This window comes from Nocardia africana NBRC 100379 (assembly GCF_001612635.1).
Classification (GTDB): domain Bacteria; phylum Actinomycetota; class Actinomycetes; order Mycobacteriales; family Mycobacteriaceae; genus Nocardia; species Nocardia africana.
In genome coordinates, this window is record NZ_BDAV01000014.1 from 229,958 (window position 1) to 246,415 (window position 16,458).

At 70.6% G+C, this 16,458-nt stretch carries 15 protein-coding genes; 5 read left to right on the forward strand and 10 right to left on the reverse strand.

Translation table 11 applies throughout. The annotated features are described in order from the left end of the window. Nucleotides 1-28: 28 nt before the first annotated feature. The 9 genes from mraY to NA3_RS25925 all read right to left on the reverse strand — a co-directional run bounded on the left by mraY (nucleotide 29) and on the right by NA3_RS25925 (nucleotide 10,466). Entirely contained in the window at nucleotides 29-1,105 is a 1,077-nt protein-coding gene (gene mraY / locus NA3_RS25885; RefSeq protein ID WP_062966230.1) for a phospho-N-acetylmuramoyl-pentapeptide-transferase, read from the reverse strand. After that, nucleotides 1,102-2,622 (reverse strand): UDP-N-acetylmuramoyl-tripeptide--D-alanyl-D-alanine ligase, encoded by a 1,521-nt coding sequence (locus NA3_RS25890; RefSeq protein WP_062966231.1) that lies wholly within the window; start codon nucleotides 2,620-2,622, stop codon nucleotides 1,102-1,104. The genes mraY and NA3_RS25890 overlap by 4 nt, the downstream gene beginning before the upstream one ends. Then, nucleotides 2,619-4,301 carry a UDP-N-acetylmuramoyl-L-alanyl-D-glutamate--2,6-diaminopimelate ligase gene (locus NA3_RS25895; RefSeq protein WP_062966232.1) on the reverse strand — a complete coding sequence of 561 codons (1,683 nt, stop codon included), beginning with the start codon at nucleotides 4,299-4,301 and terminating at the stop codon, nucleotides 2,619-2,621. The genes NA3_RS25890 and NA3_RS25895 overlap by 4 nt, the downstream gene beginning before the upstream one ends. A 183-nt stretch (nucleotides 4,302-4,484) precedes the next feature. Beyond that, nucleotides 4,485-6,347 (reverse strand): peptidoglycan D,D-transpeptidase FtsI family protein, encoded by a 1,863-nt coding sequence (locus NA3_RS25900; protein ID WP_227995302.1) that lies wholly within the window; start codon nucleotides 6,345-6,347, stop codon nucleotides 4,485-4,487. 56 nt (nucleotides 6,348-6,403) lie between these two features. Then, on the reverse strand, nucleotides 6,404-7,327 hold the full coding sequence (ftsL, locus tag NA3_RS39100) for a cell division protein FtsL (protein WP_265337374.1): 924 nt from the start codon (nucleotides 7,325-7,327) through the stop codon (nucleotides 6,404-6,406). A gap of 84 nt (nucleotides 7,328-7,411) precedes the next feature. Next, nucleotides 7,412-8,383, reverse strand: a complete 972-nt coding sequence (rsmH, locus tag NA3_RS25910; protein ID WP_062966234.1) for a 16S rRNA (cytosine(1402)-N(4))-methyltransferase RsmH — start codon at nucleotides 8,381-8,383, stop codon at nucleotides 7,412-7,414. Nucleotides 8,384-8,547: 164 nt separating this feature from the next. Next, nucleotides 8,548-8,979, reverse strand: coding sequence for a division/cell wall cluster transcriptional repressor MraZ (mraZ, locus tag NA3_RS25915; RefSeq protein ID WP_030514722.1), 432 nt, complete (start codon nucleotides 8,977-8,979; stop codon nucleotides 8,548-8,550). 490 nt (nucleotides 8,980-9,469) lie between these two features. Beyond that, nucleotides 9,470-9,898 (reverse strand): SCO2097 family morphological protein, encoded by a 429-nt coding sequence (locus NA3_RS25920; protein ID WP_062966235.1) that lies wholly within the window; start codon nucleotides 9,896-9,898, stop codon nucleotides 9,470-9,472. Nucleotides 9,899-10,022: 124 nt separating this feature from the next. Then, nucleotides 10,023-10,466 (reverse strand): SAV_6107 family HEPN domain-containing protein, encoded by a 444-nt coding sequence (locus tag NA3_RS25925; protein WP_227995303.1) that lies wholly within the window; start codon nucleotides 10,464-10,466, stop codon nucleotides 10,023-10,025. Between the two features lie 239 nt (nucleotides 10,467-10,705). Here NA3_RS25925 and NA3_RS25930 point away from each other — a divergent pair, with 239 nt between their 5' ends. The 5 genes from NA3_RS25930 (at nucleotide 10,706) to NA3_RS25950 (ending at nucleotide 15,748) form a co-directional block, all read left to right on the forward strand. Next, nucleotides 10,706-11,332, forward strand: a complete 627-nt coding sequence (locus tag NA3_RS25930) for a GNAT family N-acetyltransferase (protein ID WP_062966237.1) — start codon at nucleotides 10,706-10,708, stop codon at nucleotides 11,330-11,332. Further along, nucleotides 11,329-12,891 carry a phytoene desaturase family protein gene (locus tag NA3_RS25935; protein WP_062966238.1) on the forward strand — a complete coding sequence of 521 codons (1,563 nt, stop codon included), beginning with the start codon at nucleotides 11,329-11,331 and terminating at the stop codon, nucleotides 12,889-12,891. The genes NA3_RS25930 and NA3_RS25935 overlap by 4 nt, the downstream gene beginning before the upstream one ends. After that, nucleotides 12,888-13,673, forward strand: coding sequence for a carotenoid biosynthesis protein (locus tag NA3_RS25940; RefSeq protein ID WP_062966239.1), 786 nt, complete (start codon nucleotides 12,888-12,890; stop codon nucleotides 13,671-13,673). Before NA3_RS25935 ends, NA3_RS25940 begins: the two co-directional genes overlap by 4 nt. 74 nt (nucleotides 13,674-13,747) lie before the next feature. Further along, nucleotides 13,748-14,455 (forward strand): LppM family (lipo)protein, encoded by a 708-nt coding sequence (locus NA3_RS25945; RefSeq protein WP_062966240.1) that lies wholly within the window; start codon nucleotides 13,748-13,750, stop codon nucleotides 14,453-14,455. Nucleotides 14,456-14,602: 147 nt separating this feature from the next. Continuing rightward, complete coding sequence (locus NA3_RS25950; protein ID WP_084491886.1) at nucleotides 14,603-15,748, forward strand: glycosyltransferase family 2 protein; 1,146 nt, start codon at nucleotides 14,603-14,605, stop codon at nucleotides 15,746-15,748. Here NA3_RS25950 and NA3_RS25955 read toward each other — a convergent pair. Continuing rightward, the gene (locus NA3_RS25955; protein WP_062966242.1) at nucleotides 15,732-16,439 is read right to left on the reverse strand and encodes a hypothetical protein; all 708 of its coding nucleotides are present in this window, start codon (nucleotides 16,437-16,439) and stop codon (nucleotides 15,732-15,734) included. The two genes, NA3_RS25950 and NA3_RS25955, sit on opposite strands and share 17 nt — an antisense overlap. Between the last annotated feature and the right edge of the window lie 19 nt (nucleotides 16,440-16,458).

The following is a 16,458-nucleotide window of genomic DNA, read 5'->3' on the forward strand; positions in this document are numbered from 1 at the left end:
GCCCGCGGAGTATGTTCGACCATCGCTGCTACCCGACCTGAGAGAGGTATTCGCTGTAGAACAAGCCCAGACCCACCGCCGCCGCGATTCCGGCGAGCAGCCAGAACCGGATGATGACCGTCGTCTCCGCCCATTTGCTCAGCTCGAAATGGTGGTGGAACGGGGCCATCTTGAACAACCGGTTACGCGTGGTCCGGAACACCGCCACCTGCAGCACCACCGACACGGTCTCGGCGACGAACAGCGCGCCGATCACGACCATGAGCAGTTCGGTGCGGGTGGTGATCGACAATCCGGCGAGCAGGCCACCGAGGGCCAGCGAACCGGTATCGCCCATGAAGATCTTGGCGGGAGCCGCATTCCACCACAGGAATCCGACGCACGCCGCCGCGCCGGCGGCACACACCAGCGCCAGATCCAGCGGATCGCGCACGTTGTAACAGCCGGCCTCGGCCTTGAATTCGCAGGCGTGGTAGTACTGCCAGAACGTGATGATCACGTAGGCGCCGAGCACCAGGCTCATCGAACCCGCGGCCAGGCCGTCCAGGCCGTCGGTCAGATTCACCGCGTTCGACCACGCGACCACGACCAGGCAGACGAACGCCAGGAAGATGATCACGCTCATCGAGACGGTGTTGATCTCGCGCACATACGACAGATGCCGGCTGGCCGGGGTCCGCCCGCCCGCGCCGCGAAACTGCAGCGCCAGCACGCCGAAGATCACCGCGGAACCGAGCTGGCCGATGTACTTACCGGCGGCGGTCAGGCCCAGATTGCGCTGTTTGCGCAGTTTGATGAAGTCGTCGATGAAGCCGACCACGCCCAGCGCGGTGGCCAGACCCAGTACCAGCAGGCCCGAGACCGAGGGCCCGTCGGCGTGATAGCCGATGCCGATCAGATGCGAGCCCAGATATCCGGCCCACATGCCGATCAGGATCGCGACACCGCCCATGGTCGGGGTGCCACGCTTGGCCTGATGACTCTCGGGGCCGTCGATGCGGATCTCCTGGCCGAATCCGCGGCGGGCGAACATGCGGATCAGCAGCGGCGTCAGCAGGATCGATACCGCCAGCGCGATCCCCGCCGCGAACAGAATCTGCCTCATCCAGCTGCCTCCGTGCCCTGCCCACCCGATGCGAGCACGTGCTGCGCCACCGCCCACAAACCGGCGGAGTTCGACGCTTTGACCAGCACCACATCACCGGCCGCGATCTCGTTGTCCAGCAGGGCGATCGCGGATTCGATATCGGGTACGAGAACCGATTCCTCGCCCCACGAGCCTTCCATGACCGCGCCCTGATGCAGCGCGCGGGCCGGGCGCCCGGTGCCGACCACGATCAGCCGGTCGACGTCCAGCCGCACCGCGAGCCGTCCGATGCCGTCGTGTTCGACGACCGAATCCTCGCCCAGTTCGGCCATTTCGCCCAGGACAGCCCAGCTGCGCCGGCCGCGCGGCGCATCCGGCGTACCGCCGGCGCGCGACATCGACACCAGCGCCTTGAGCGCGGCGCGCATGGAATCCGGATTGGCGTTGTAGGAGTCGTCGACGACGGTGACCCCGTCGGGCCGGGTCCGCACATCCATCCGGTGCGCCGAATCGACCGTGGCACCGGCCAGCGCCCGTGCCACGGTGTCGAGGTCCGCACCGCATTCCAGCGCGACGGCGGCCGCGGCCAGTGCGTTCGAGATCTGGTGCTCGCCGTACACCGCCAGATGCACCTCGGCCCGAGACCCGTTGGCGTGCAGGGTGAACCGCGCCCGCGCCTCGGCGTCGAGCACGATGTCGGTGGCCCGCACATCGGCGCCGGACGCCTGACCGAAGGTCACCACCCGGGCCCGGGTCCGCGCGGCCATCGCCGCCACCCGCGGGTCGTCGGCGTTGAGCACCGCGACACCGGTGGGCGGAAGCGCTTCCACCAGTTCGCCTTTGGCCTGCGCGATGGCGTCGCGGCCGCCGAACTCACCCAGGTGCGCGGTGCCGACGTTGAGCACCACACCGATCCGCGGGGGCGCGATATCGGTCAGCGCCTTGATATGGCCCGGACCGCGCGCGGACAGCTCCAGCACCAGGAAGCGGGAGTCGGCTCCGGCGCGCAGGGCCGTCCACGGATGGCCCAGTTCGTTGTTGAAGGATCCGGGCGGGGCGACCACCGCGCCCAGCGGCGCGAGTACGCGCGCCAGCAGGTCCTTGGTGGAGGTCTTCCCGGCCGAACCGGTCACCCCGACCACGTTCAGGCCGGCCGCGGCCAGCCGGTCCACACTCGCGCGCGCCAGTTTCGCCAGCGCCGCCAGCACCGCGGCGCCGGAGCCGTCGGTGTCGTGGGCCAGCACATAGGAGCGGTTCGCCGACGCGTCGGAGGCGGGGGCGGACGGTTCGACCACGATCGCCGGCACGCCGACCGGCCGCGCGGCCAGCACCGCCACCGCACCGGAGGCCACGGCCTTGCCGGCGTAGTCGTGTCCGTCGACGTGCTCCCCCGGCAGCGCCAGGAACAGGTCGCCGGAATTGATTCGGCGCGAATCGAATTCGACCGCACCGCTCACCGTCACCGCGGGATCGCTCACATCGTGCAGCATGCCGCCCACGATCTCGGCGATCTCCCGCAGAGTCATTTCGATCATGAAACCGTCAGGTCTTTCTTACGCTCCAGGGCCTGTCCCAGCACCTCACGGTCGTCGAACGGATACTTCACACCCGCAATCTCCTGCCCGGTCTCGTGTCCCTTACCTGCCACCAGCACCACATCCCCCGGCCGTGCCCACTCCACGGCCGCGGCGATGGCGGCGGCCCGATCGCCGATCTCGCGCACCTCACCGCGCTCGGCCTCGGCGATACCGAGCGCGCCCGCGCGGATCGCGGCGCGGATCTCGGCCGGATCCTCGGTGCGCGGATTGTCGTCGGTGATGACCAGCAGATCCGCGCCGCGCGCCGCGGTGGCGCCCATCAGCGGTCGCTTACCGGCGTCACGATCGCCACCGGCGCCCACGACCACGGCCAGGCGGCCGCCGGTGCCGCGCAGATGCCGGCGCAGCGTCGCGATCACCGATTCGACCGCGGCCGGCTTGTGCGCGTAGTCGACGAGTGCCAGGAAGTCCTGTCCCGCGTTCACCCGCTGCATCCGGCCGGGCACATCCACCTCGCCCAGCGCCGCGACCGCCACCGCCGCGTCGACACCCGCCTCGGCGCACACCGCGATCGCGAGCAGGCCGTTGGCGATGTTGTAGCGCCCGGGCAGCCGCAGCCGGGCCGGAATCTCACCCGCGGGGCCGACCGCGGTGAACTGCTGCCCGCCGTCGGCCAGCGCGGTGGCGCCGGTCACCGTCCACTCCGGCTCGGTTTCGCCGGTCGGGCAGTCCGCGGTCGCCACGGTGACGACCCGGGCGCGCCCGCTCGCCTCCCGCGCCAGCCGCCGGCCCCAGGCGTCGTCCACGCAGATCACGCAGGTATCGGCGGCGACCTGTCGCTGCGCCGCGCCCGGATCCGGGACGAACAGCCGGCGCTTGGCGGCGAAATAGTCCTCGAAATCGGCGTGGAAGTCCAGATGATCCTGCGACAGATTCGTGAACGCGCCGACGGAGAAGTGCACACCGTCCACGCGGCCCAGCGCCAGCGCGTGGCTGGACACCTCCATCACCACGGCCTGCACGCCCTGTTCCACCATCAGTGCGAACATCGCGTGCAGCTGCGGCGCCTCCGGCGTGGTCAGCGCGCTGGGCACCCGGCGGTACTCGACGGTGGCGCTCGCACCGGCCGCGGCCTCCTCCGGGTTCGGATCGACACGCCGCGCGATCCGCGTCTCGATCGTGCCGATCAGCGCGGTGGACAACCCGGCCGCGGTCAGGCCCGCCTCGACCAGATACGAGGTGGTGGTCTTACCCGACGTGCCGGTGATGCCGATGACCTGTAGTCGCCGCGACGGATGGCCGTAGACGGCCGCCGACAACTCGCCCAGCACCGCACGCGGATCGTCGTGCACGAGCACGGGCACATCCAGTTCGCCGATCAGCTCCGCTCCGGCGGCGTCGGTGAACACCGCGACCGCACCGCGTGCCACGGCGTCGGCGGCGAAGCGCGCGCCGTGGGCCTTACCACCGGCCAGACCGGCGAACAGGTCACCGGGCTGCACGGCGTTCGAGCGCTGTTCGATGCCGGTGATCTCGATCCCGGCCGGATCGCCGGAGTTCAGCCGCGCACCGGTCAGTTCGGCAACGGCCTGCACCGGCGTCGTCAACGCGACGGCGGGGCGAAGCACCTGCGGGCTGGGCTGCACGGGCACCAGGCTCCTTTCGTGGGCGCACATCTGTGCATCGGGTCGAGATTCGGGGTCGGGGAGTCAGGTTACCTGTGGGCGATCGACGGCCACGCAGCGTGGCCGCCTCGCGCGCACCGGCTCCCCGGCCTCACCGCGCCCGCACCCGCCCGTGCGGCGGGCCGCAGACGGACACCCACGGTTGCGAAACCGGACATTCAGCCGCGCACACCACTACATCGCCTGGAGCACAAGCTGTTTCGGCGGCACGGTGGACGGCGGAACCCGATCGCGCTGCAGCGCCCAGGAGGCGATGCTGTGGAACAGCGGCGCCGCCGACTGCCCGCCGCTGCCGTCGGTGCTGCGCACGGGTGCGTTCACCATGATGCCGATGACGTAGCGCGGATTGTCGGCCGGGGCGATCCCGGCGAAGGTGATCCAGTAGCGATCGCTGGAATAGCACTGGCATTTGTCGTCGATCTGCTGCGCGGTTCCGGTCTTCCCGGCGATCTGGTAGCCCTCGATCGCCGCGGAAGCGCCCGTACCCTGCTGATAACCCATCGGGTCGCGCTGCACCACGGCCTGGAACATCTGCCGCAGCGTACTCGCGGTCTGCGGGCTCACCACCCGTACGCCGTCCGGCTGCGGTTCGCCGCTGCGGCGCCCGTCGGGGCCGATCACGTCCTTGACGATGCGCGGCGGGATCCGCACCCCGTCGTTGGCGATGGCCTGGTACATCCCGGTCATCTGCAGCAGCGTCATCGAAAGACCCTGCCCGATGGGCAGATTCGCGAACGTCGAGCCGGACCACTGATCGCGCGGGGGCACGATGCCACCGCTCTCACCGGGCAGTCCGACACCGGTGCGCTGCCCCAGGCCGAAACGCTTGACCATATCCGCGAAGCGGTCCTCACCGACTCGCTGTGCGAGCATCAGCGTGCCCACGTTCGACGACTTACCGAAGATGCCGGTGGTGGTGTACGGCATCACGCCGTGCGACCACGCGTCGTGCACCACCACGCCGCCCATGTGAATCTCACCCGGGACCTGATGGATCTCGTCCGGGTTGGTCACGCCGTATTCGATGGCGGCCGCCGCGGTGATGATCTTGTTCACCGAACCGGGTTCGTACGCGTTGGTCACCGACGGATTGCCGATATCGGCCGAGGCCCAGAACTTCGGATCCTGCGCCGGATTGAAGGTGTTGTCGTTGGCCATGGCCAGCACCTGGCCGGTGTGGGCGTCGAGCACCACCGCCGAGGCGTCCTGCGCGCCGGATTTGTCCTTGGCCTCCTGGACCTGCTGCTGCACGTAGTACTGCAGATCGGAGTCGAGGGTCAGTTCGACATCGGAGCCGTTGACCGCGGGCACCTTGTCGCGTTCGCTGCCGGGGATGACCGCCCCGTCGGAGCCGCGATCGTAGGTGTGCGAACCGTCGGTGCCGGCCAGCGTCGCGTCCATCGACGCCTCGAGCCCCACCTGGCCGTGTCCGTCCCAGCCGGTCGCGCCCACCACGTTGGCCGCCAGCGCGCCGCCCGGATAGACCGGCGTGTCCTGACGTTCGGTCCCCACCTCGGGGAACTTCTCGGTGATCTCGTCGGCGACGCGCGAATCGACGTTGTAGGCCAGATAGGTGAACTGGTCGTCGCTGCGCAACTTGGCGAGCAGATCCGCTTCCGGAGGCGCGTCCTTGCCCAGCTTCTCGTGGATCGTCTTGGCGATCGCCTCCAGCCGCTTGTCGGCCTCGGGCGCCTTGTCGCTCTTCGCCCGCGCGTCGGCCAGATCCTTGCGCACCGCCACCGGCCGGAAATTGAGCTTCTTGGTCACCACGGTGAACGCGAGCGCGCGGCCGTCCCGATCGCGGATGGCACCGCGCTGCGCCCAATCGGTCTGATGCACCGTGCGCTGGCTGGCCGCCTCGGCCGACAGGCTGGGCGCGGAAAACGTTTGCAGCCAGAGCAATTGCATCGCCACGACCAGCAGCGCCACCAGCATGAGGACGCGTCCGACTCCGAACCGCAGCCGCGTGGAGGCATCCGCGGGCGAACCCGCCCGCGGCCGGGGAGTGCGACGCGGCCGGGCGGGCGTGGATCGCATACCCGCCCGGCCGCGTCCCGTAGTACCCCCGCCGGCTCTGCCTCCGCCGCGGCCGGTCATCGATCGGCCCCCTCGGGTGCCGCCTGGACCAGTGGCGGCTGGGACCCGGCCGGCTGCGCGGCGGGTGCCACGGGCGCGGGCGGACCGGCCGGGGCCGTCGGTTGCGTCCCGGCGGGGGCGACCGGCGCCGCCTGGGCCGCGGGCTCCGGCTCGGCAGCGGGTGCGGCGGGGGCCGCCTGTGCCGCCGGCTGGGTACCGGCCGGCGGTGCGGCCGGCGCTGCCGGTGCGGCCTGCACCGGGGCCGGAACCTGCGCCGGCTGCGCGGGCGGCTGCGGCGCGGTCGTCGTCGGCGCCGGAGCCTGGTTCTGCTCGGCCGGGCCGGGAGCGGGCGCCGGCGGGGCCGGGGTGGTGGTCACCGGGACCAGCCGTTCGCCTTGGGCCTGAACGAGTTTCGGCGGCAGCTTGGCGGGGCTCGTGTTGAGCGGCGGCACCGGCGCGCCCTCGGCCGGGGTCTCCTTGCCGACCACCGTGACCGAACCGTCCGGCGCCACGAGCAGGCGGGCGGGGTCCTTGACCGGGATCATGCCCAGTTCGCGGGCACGGTTGGCCAGTTCGGGCGCCGAGTCGGCGGCCTCGACCTCGCGCTGCAGAGCGGCGCGCTCGTCGAGCAACTGCCGGTTGATGCGGCGGGCGTCGCTGAGCTGATAGCTGTCCTCGGCGGCATGCGTGGTCAGCACCAGGGTCGCGAGCAGACCGCAGCCGAGCAGGGCGAGAATCGCCGCCACGAACGGCAGCCGCCCGGCCATCATCGACCCGGTGCGCCCGGGTAGCGGCGGAAGCACGCGCTCGCCCGCCCGATTGCGCCGGCGCGCATACGCGCGTTGGGCCGCACCGGATTTCACGCGGTCGGCGCTGTGCGCTCGCCGCGGCGCGGACCGCTGCGTCCGCTGTGGTGCGTCCACCCGTGTCCGCACGCTCATATTCCTGCCTCCCCTACCGATTTCTTGTGGGACTGCCCGCCGTAGTGCTGCCGGACCGGCAATACCCCCGTAGCCGGATCGCTGTCACCCGGCCGCCTGGATTCGCTCCGCGGCCCGCATACGCACCGGCGCCGCGCGTGGGTTCTCCTCGATCTCCGTTTCGCTCGCCTTCTCCGCGCCCCTGGTCAGAATCGCGAATTCCGGTCCCATACCGGGCAATTCGACGGGCAGGTCCAATGGTGTGCGCGAGGCCGAGGCCTGCGCGAAGATCTGTTTGACGACCTTGTCCTCCAGCGACTGGTAGGACATGACGACGATCCGGCCGCCGACCTCCAGCGCCGCCAACGCCGCCGGCACCGCGGCCTCGAGCGACTCGAGCTCGCGATTGACCTCGATCCGCAGGGCCTGGAAGGTGCGTTTGGCGGGGTGCCCGCCGGTGCGCCGAGTCGCCGCGGGGATCGCGTCGTAGAGCAGTTCCACCAGTTGGGCACTGGTCGTGAACGGCCGCTGCGCGCGCCGGCGGACGATCTCACTCGCGATCCGGCCCGCAAAGCGTTCCTCGCCATAGGTTTTCAGGATCCGGGCCAGGTCGCCGTGGCTGTAGGTGTTGAGCACATCGGCCGCGGTGAGCTCGGAGGTCGGATCCATCCGCATGTCCAGTGGAGCGTCCACCGAATAGGCGAATCCCCGCTCGGCCTCGTCGAGCTGCATCGAGGACACACCGAGATCCATCAGCACCCCGCGCACGGAGCCGCGCTCCGGCAGCCCGGCCTGCCGCAGCGCATCAGGCAGGCCGTCATATCTGGTGTGCACCAGCGTGATTCGATCGGCGAAGGGCGCGAGCCGCTCGCCCGCCAGGCGCAGCGCCTCGGTATCGCGGTCCAGCCCGATCAGGCGGATCGCGGGATAGGTCCGCAGGAAATGTTCGGCATGCCCGCCCAAACCGAGCGTGGCGTCGACCAGGACTCCGCCGGATTCCAGTGCGGGGCCGAGGATTTCATCGGCGCGACGCAAGAGAACGGGAACATGGCGGGGGCGGTCGCTGTCATGGTTCACCTCGACCTCCCGGATCCTGGCTCACGGTGCTTGCGACGGGTGGATGGCCTTACGAGTGGACAGCCAATGCCCCGGGGTCTCTGACCGAACACGGCACCTGGCGTTGGGGAAGTACGTCAGGGTCCGTGCCGGGCAGAGGCCGCAGGGCACTCGCCTGTCTCGGATCAGAAAATTCCGCCCAGCGACTCGTCTCCTGCCAGCGAGTAGTCCTCCTCGTGCTCGGCGAGGTAGGAATCCCACGCCTGTTTGTCCCAAATCTCGAGGAAATCGACCGAGCCGATCACCACGCAGTCCTTGGACAGATTCGCGTAGCGGCGATGTTCGGCCGACAACGTGATCCGGCCTTGCCCATCGGGACGTTGCTCGTCCGTGGACGCCGCCAAGGCACGAACGAAAGCCCTTGCCTGCGGGTTGCTTCGGGACGCCGCCGCGGCTCGCCGCGCCAGGGCGGTGAACTCTTCTTTGGGATAGACGGCAAGGCTGTGGTCCTGACCTTTCGTGACCATCAACCCTCCCGCCAGTTCGTCTCGAAACTTCGCAGGCAACGTCAGTCGCCCTTTGTCGTCCAGCCGAGGCGTGTAGGTACCGAGAAACACAGTCTCGACACCTCCCGCTCGATCACCTCGTCCGGATCGGCTCTTATCAGTGCGCGCTCCACATTACCCCACTTTCCCCCACTTTCAATCGAAAGCCGCGGTGATCTCGGTCCCCGGCTCAGGGATTGAGCAGGTCAGCTCAGCTATCACCGGGGTGGGGAGTTTTCGCCGAGTTCCCCCGACACGCGTCGCCGGCGGGGCGGGCAGCCCGACAACCGCCAGCAAACCCGCAGCTGAAAGCGGCCCCGACCGGCGGTGGGTGAGAGTGGGGGCCGGGCGTGGGGCAAGGTGGGGAGATGCGGGCGGCCGACGAAACCGGGACCGCGTGAACGCGATCCGGATCACTCCGGGAAAAGAAAAACGACACGCCGCACATCACGGCGTGTCGTTCCAGGTTGTTCAGTTGTCGGCTACTCGGCGCTGGGCACGGCAATCATCACGCAACCACATTCGGTCACTCGCCGCCGCTTCCGCGGACGCGAGCCTGGGCTCAGCTGTCCTGCTCGAAGCGGCGTCTGAACCGATCCTCCATGCGGGCGGAGAAGCCACCGGCCTTGCGTTGCTTACCCTTTGCCGCACGGCCGGGAATGCCACCGGGGCCGGAGGGGGCATCGCCGCTGCCCCGGCCGCTCTTGGTCATACCCGAGCCGCCCAGCAGCAACAGCACACCCGCGCCGAACATCACGATGAAGCCGAGCAGGCTGATGATCGGGAATCCGCCGGGCTTGACGGGCAGGGCGATTCCCGCAATGAGAAGAACGAGGCCGAGGACGAACAGCGCGGCCGCCTGAAGCCTGCGTCTTCCGGTGGCAGAGCGAAGCCGACCACCACGCACGGTCGAGGCGAATTTCGGGTCCTCAGCATAGAGCGCGCTCTCGATCTGTTCGAGCATGCGCTGCTCGTGCTCGGAGAGTGGCACGGTACCTCCCCCGGCACTAGGTCCTGGTTGTCGCCTCCGGGTAGACGACAAGTAGCCGACCTTGGCGGCTACTGCCACCAATGATACGAGTTCGATCAGTGCGCTACCACCTACTCGCCGATGTTCACGCCGTGCCGCCGGTCGGCCAGCCCGGCGCGGGACGCAACCGAGCCGCCGTAATCGCCAGCGCATCCTCCACATCGCGCAGGAATGCCTCCACCCGCGAGGCGAACTCGTCGGCCTGGGTATCGCTGATCGCGCGGTCCAGACCGGCCTCGAGCGCGGCCCGGGTCTCGGAGAAGGAACTGAAGTAGTCCGACCACATCACGAACTCCGGTGCGGCCTGCTGCATCAGCACCCAGGCGTTGCGGGAGCGAGCCCGCGGCGCGCGGTCGGCACCGGTCGCGGCCAGCACCGCCCCGGCCCCGCGCAGCGCCGCCAGGTAGGCGCTGCGCAACCGCTCGCGCGGGTCGGGTTCGGCCCAGGCCTGCTGCACCATCGTGTCCGCCCGGTCGAGCAGTCCGCCCGCCCGTCCGCTACGTCGGGGATCGTCCATCCGACCAGCCATCTCGACACCTCCACATTTCGCATACCGCGCCCGGTCGACCGTGCCGGACCGAACAGGTATTCGAACGTTTCAATTGATGTGAATATAGAGACGACCACCGACAGACTTTCGCGCCGAACGCGAGCCGCGCACCCTGGATGGGGACCCCCGCGCCCCACGCGCCCACCTCCGACGTCCGCCCTCAGACCACAGACACCCTCGACAGACAGAGACGGCCCCGAAGATATGGCTCCCCGCACATGACCGCCGTCAGGCCCCGCCAGACTCCCGCGCCCGTCGTCGTCGACCTCTCGGCCGCGACGTTGCGCCATCGGCTGCACGACGCCCTCGCCGTGTACGTCGCGGCGATGGACTATCCACGCGGCACCGAACACCACCGCGCCCCGATGTGGGCCGAACACACCACCCGGCCGGGCTGGCAGGCCGTCGCCGCGGTGGTCCCCGACGACAGCGGCCACGTCGATCTGCGCACCGCGCCGATCGTCGCGATCGCCTACGGCTATCGCGGTGCGCCCCACCAGTGGTGGCATCAGCAGGTCCACACCGGGATGCGCCGCTCCGGCTGGCCGGAGCAGACCGCGCGCGCCCTGCTGTCGGACTACTTCGAACTCACCGAACTGCACGTCCATCCCTCCGCTCAGGGCCGCGGCATCGGCGAGACCCTGCTGGTACGGCTGCTCGAGCAGCGCACGGAGGCGGCGGTGCTGCTGTCCACCCCGGAGGTGGACCGCGAGGCCAACCGCGCTTGGCGGCTGTATCGCCGGCAGGGATTCACCGATGTGGTCCGGCATTTCGTCTTCTCCGGCGATACCCGGCGCTTCGCCGTCCTCGGCCGCCGGCTGCCGCTGCGGACGCCCGAGCAGTGACGACACTGGTTCTCGGCTCCGGTCACAACGCGCTGGTCGCTGCCTGCTATCTGGCACGCGCGGGACATCCGGTGGAGGTCCTCGAACGCGACGAGGTGCTCGGCGGCGCGGTGTCGACGGTCGAGCGCTTCCCGGGGCATCTGGTGGACCGGGGTTCCTCGGCGCACATCATGATCCGCCACACCGGCATCATCGAGGAACTCGAACTGGACAGGTTCGGGCTGCGCTACATCGACTGCGACCCTTGGGCTTTCGCGCCCGCGCCGGTGGGCTCCGGCGCCGAGCCGATCGTCTTCCACCGCGATGTCGACCGCACCTGCGCCTCGATCGAACGCGCCTGCGGCCCCCGCGACGCCGACGCCTACCGCCGGTTCGTGCGCATCTGGGGGCCGCGGGCCCAGCGGGTGATGCGGGCGTTCGGCGGCGCGCCGACGCCGGGCCGGTTCCTGCGCGCGTTCTGGGGCCTCGACGCCCGGGGCGGCGGCAGCGCGTTGTCGCGGGAATTCCTGCAGTCCGGGGATGCCCTGCTGGACAGCTGGTTCGACGACGAGCGGCTGAAGGCGGCGCTGGCCTGGTTCGGCGCGCAGTCGGGACCGCCGATGTCGGAACCCGGCACCGCGCCGATGGCCGGGTTCGCGGCCCTGATGCATACACTCCCGCCCGGCCGCGCGGTCGGCGGCAGCGGTGCGCTCACCACCGCGCTCGTGGCGCGGCTGCGCGCCGACGGCGGCATCGTCTCGGCCGGTGACGAGGTGACCGAGCTGCGTCGCTCGGGCGACGGCTGGCGGGTGCGCACGGCGGCCGGCCGCGAGCTGTCCGCCCGCACCGTGATTTCCGGCACACACGTGCTCACCACCCTGGAGTTGTTGCGGCGCGGCGGATTCGACGACACCGTGCTCGCCGACTGGCGGCGGCGCATCCGGGTCGGGCCCGGCATCGGCATGGTGGTGCGGACTGCCACCGCCGCGCTGCCGGCATACCCCGGCGCCACACCGGAGGAGTCGACGCGCGGGCTGCAATTGCTGGTGACCGATCGACGGCAGTTGCGACTCGCCCACGCCGCCGCGCTGGCCGGGGAACTGCCGCCGCGGCCGGTGGTGCTGGCGATGAGTTTCAGCGCCCTCGACCCCTCGATCTCACCGCCCGGCGAACATCAGCTGTCACTGTGGGCGCAGTGGCATCCGCACCGACTGGCCGACGGCAGCGAGTGGCGCGCGCACGGTGAGCGCGAGGCCGACCGCATCATCGCCGAAGTCGATTCCTACGCACCCGGTTTCGCCGATTCGGTGCGGCAGCGGTATGTGCAGACACCCGCCGATCTGGAGAGCGAACTGGGGCTGATCGGCGGCAATGTCATGCATGTGGAGATGTCACTGGATCAGATGTTCTTCTGGCGGCCGATTCCGGAACTGTCCGGACAGAAGGTGCCGGGTGCGCCCGGGCTGTATCTGACCGGAGCCTCCACCCATCCCGGCGGCGGAGTGTCGGGCGCGAGCGGGCGTACCGCGGCGGGGCTGGTGCTGCGATCGCTGCGCCGCGGCCGCTTCGCACGGCGATGACGGCGCGGCAGTGGCCGGCGGTGACCGCCGTGGCCTGGGTCGCGGCGCAGATCGCCTATCCCCTCACCGACGGCTCGGCGCGTGACCGGGTGACGATCCTGATCGTCGCGCTGTCGGCGGCCACCGCGCTGCTGCACGCGTGGGTGGCCCGGGGCATCGGCTGGGCGGCCGGCTACGCCGTGATCGTCGGTGGCGTCGGCGCGGTTGCCGAAATGATCGGCACCGCAAGCGGATTCCCGTTCGGCTGCTATCACTACGCGCACGGCCGGCTCGGTCCCGCACTCGCGCAGGTGCCACTGCTCGTGCCGGTGGCCTGGGTCGGCGGCCTCTACCCCATCTGGGTGGCGACCGGGCTGCTGTGCCGGCGCACCGGCACCCGCATCGTGGCTACCGCCGTCGGTGCGGTGGGCTGGGACCTCTACCTCGATCCGCAGATGGTCGCCGACGGGCAGTGGACCTGGTGTTCGGCCCACCCGGGCCTGCCCGGAATCGGCGCTGTCCCGTATACGAACTACCTCGGCTGGTTCGCGGTCGGCGCCCTGATGGCGACGCTGCTCGCGGCGCTCGAACGCCGCTGCGCACCGCGCGGCGCCGGTCCCGCGGTGCCGATCGCGGTGCTGTTGTGGACGTGGTTCGGATCGGCCCTGGCCCATGCGGTGTTCCTGGATCTGCCCGCGTCCGCGGGGTACGGCCTGGTCGGTCTCGGAGTGGTGGCCGTACCCACCGCGGTGTGGGTGCTGCGAGCGGCGCGACACCACGACCGGCTGCTCGCGCCGCCGTAAACGCCCGTCGCGTGCCGACGATCACTCCGGCTCATGGCACGATGTGTGCCGTGCAGCCGAGTCCGACACCATCGATGCCAGAGTCGACCCACACGCCGCGACGAACCCGGCGTCATCGCCTCTGGTCCGTAGCCTTCCTGGCGCTGCTGCTGGCGCCGTTGCTGACCGGCTGCCTGCGGGTCCAGGTGTCGATGGGCGTGTCCTCCAACGACCGCGTGTCCGGGCATCTGGTGGCCGCGGTGATCCCGGCCAACGACAAGGACAAGGGCCCCGACTTGAAGGCCCCCGAAACCCTGGCCACGAAGATCCGGGTCGAGCCCTACAGCCAGGACGGCTACGTCGGCAGCCAGGTCTACTTCGACGACCTGACCTTCGGCGAGGTGCAGCAGCTGGGCGCGCTGTCGGATCAGACGCAGGGCATGTTCAACCTGCAGTTCATCCGCACCGGCGACAAGGTCACGCTCACCGGCCGGGTGGACCTGAAATCCGTTCCGCCGCAAGGTTCCGACGTGCAGTTCACGGTCGCCTTCCCGGCCCGGGTTGGCACCACCAACGGCACTCGCCAAGGCGATTCGACGGTCTCGTGGAAGCTGCCGGCCGGCGAGGTGAGCACCGTGCGCGCCGAGGTCAGCTACGCCGACCCGAACACCCGCTCCTTCGCCGGATGGGCCGGAATCGTCGGTGGTATCACCCTCGCGGTGGCCGCCATGGTCGCGGTGCTGGCGTACCTGAATCGCAACCCCACGCCGCCGTGGCGTCCACGGGCGAAGCAGGACGCCTGATCCGCCGCCACTATGGGCGCCCGTGAGCACCGTCCCCGCCGTCCCGGCCCAGCCGCCGGGAAGGGCCGCGTGACGCCGCGAGGCCCGCGGCCGGTCGTCGAGCCACTCGTCACCGCGGGCGCGGTCGTGGCCGGCACGGGATGTGTGATGGCGCTGGTGAACCGGCTCGGCATGCGGCGGCTGCGGGCCGACGCCACCCCGGTGATCGAGCCGGTGATCATCGCGATCCCGGCCCGCGACGAAGCACCTCGGTTACCGCGGCTGATCGCGGATCTGCGTGCCCAGCAAGGTGTTTCGCGCATGCGGATCTGGATCCTGGACGACGGATCCACCGACGGCACCTTCCCGGCCGCCGTCGAGGCGATCGGTGACGACGATCGATTCACCGTGGTCGCCGCCGACACCGAACCCGGGCCCGGATGGACCGGCAAGACCGCGGCCTGCGCACGCCTGGCCGAACTCGCGGGCGTCACCGCCGGCCCGCCGCCCGGTGTCCTGATCTTCCTCGATGCCGACGTCCGGCTGCGCCCGCACGCCATCGCCGCGGCGGTGAGCGAATTGCGCCGCAGCGGTGCGGGTTCGGTGTCGCCGTGGCCGTATCAGCGGGCGGGATCGCTCGCGGAGGCGCTGGTGCAGCCGCTGCTGTGCTGGTCGTGGGCCGCGACGCTGCCGGTGCGGCTCGCCGATCGCGGCCTGCGCCCGTCGACCGCGGTGGCGTGCGGGCAGTTCCTCGTCTTCGACACGGCGGTCTATCGCGCGGTGGGCGGTCATGCGGCGGTGGCCGGGTCGATCACCGAGGATCTGGCGCTGGCGCGGGTGCTGCGCCGCGCCGGACATCGCACCGTGCTGGTGGCGGCGGGGACGCTGGCGAGTACCCGAATGTACCGGGGCGCAGCCGAAGTCGACGGCGGCTACACCCGCTGGCTGTGGTCGGCCTACGGCGGCCCGGCCGGTGCCCTGGCGGTGGATGCGGTCGCCGCGGTCGCGTACGTGCTGCCCGCCCTCGCCGCACTGTTCGGCCGCGGCCGGATCCGGCGGATAGGTGTCGCCGGCTACGGATCGGGTGTCGCGAGCCGGCTGCTGGCCCGCTCACTGGAATCGGGAACGCTCCCGCGCGGTGCCGATATCGCTGCGGCGCTGGCACATCCGGTGTCGATCGGCGCGTATCTGCGACTGTCGGGCCGGTCGTGGCTGCTGCATCGGCGCGGGGCACTGCGCTGGAAGGGCCGCCCGGTGCCGGACGGCCCGGACCGCTCCCGGCCCGGGCCCGTCGAAGTCAGGGCACCGAGGTAACGCCGACCGTCGGCAGGAACATGCACGTGTTGGCGCCGTTGCGGACCGTGCCGAACACCGCCGCCAGCACCGTTCCGGAGCCGGTGTCCACCGGCACCGCGCGCACACCGCCGACCGGCAGCGCCGCCAGGAAGAAGTTGCGGATCGCCTGCTCGAACGCCGGGCGTACCTCCGGCGGCAGATTCGGCGGCACCATCGAGCCGATGACCTGCGACAGCGGGCCCATGGCGGCGAATCCGCCGCGACCGTTGGAGACGTTGAACCAGGCCACCTGCATACCGGTGGTGTCGGGGCCGTCGGGACCCATGCCGTAGGGGACGAAGGCGAACATCGTCTGTCCCGCCTTCACCGCGGACAGATCCAGTCCGGGCACCGGCACCGCCAGTTTGGGCCACGGACCGGGGACCGCGCCGGCCAGCGCCGGAACGAGGCCGAGGGTGCTGCCGTCCTGGCAGAACGCCGAGCCGGACGGATACAGGAACGGCTGGATACCCAGCTGTTTCAGCGACTCGACCGCGGTCTGATACGCGGTCAGCAAATCCGTCGCCGCCGCCGGGTTCTGGCCCACGGCGGCGATGGTGGCGGCGGGGTCGGGCGGAGCGGCGGTCGCGGCGGCGGCGCCGGCGAAGGTCAGCGCACCGGTCACGGTCAGCGCTGCGGAAAGACGGACGAGACTGGTCACCACGGCCATCGGGGTTCTCCTGAGTTCA